This is a genomic window from Xanthobacter autotrophicus, assembly GCF_029991245.1.
In the GTDB taxonomy this organism is placed as follows: domain Bacteria; phylum Pseudomonadota; class Alphaproteobacteria; order Rhizobiales; family Xanthobacteraceae; genus Xanthobacter; species Xanthobacter autotrophicus_C.
The window spans coordinates 1-605 of record NZ_JAIVFO010000325.1; the positions used below are offsets into that span (position 1 = coordinate 1).

Annotated in this window: 1 protein-coding gene and 1 riboswitch; the gene reads left to right on the plus strand. The window is 68.1% G+C overall.

All coding sequences use genetic code 11. The annotated features are described in order from the left end of the window. Positions 1–207 precede the first annotated feature (207 nt). Positions 208–369, plus strand: a riboswitch (yybP-ykoY riboswitch). Between the two features lie 21 nt (positions 370–390). Beyond that, the coding region (locus K9U41_RS23035; RefSeq protein WP_282643162.1) for a manganese efflux pump MntP at positions 391–605 on the plus strand (215 nt) is incomplete at its 3' end.

The window sequence follows — 605 nt, forward strand, 5'->3', positions numbered from 1 at the left end:
CCGGTACGTTGCGCCCAGCCCCATCGCACACACGAACGGCAGCAGGAACTGGCCGCCATAGGCCCAGCGTTCGCTTCTACGGCAGCGAGGTGGCGATGGGGCTGGGCGCAACGTACCGGCCAGGAATGCGACCCGTTTCCAGTAGGCTTCCTGCCGGCGGGGCCATGGGCGTGCGTTCGCCCAGCCTCTTCTAGAATCGCGGCTCCCTTGGGGAGTAGCCTGCCTTCACCGCTGAAGGCGCCTGCGTCAACACACTCGGCATCCCGCATGCCGTGGCGCCGGCATCCGTTGATCGGTTGGCGAGACCATCGGCACTCCATCGCGGCGCAGGCCGGGCAGCGATGGCGTGCCGTTGCGCTCGTGCCCGGCCGATCACAAGTTGTCTTCCCCATGAATCTCGCTGCCATTTCGGTGCTGGCCTTCGCCATGTCGACCGACGCCTTCGCCGCCGCCGTCGGCAAGGGCACCGCCCTCCTCAAACCCCGCTGGTCCGAAGCGCTGCGCACCGGCGCCATCTTCGGCGTGATCGAAGCGCTCACGCCCGTCGCCGGATGGGCGCTGGGCTCGATGGCGTCGGATTACGTCAAGGCCTGGGACCCCTGGAT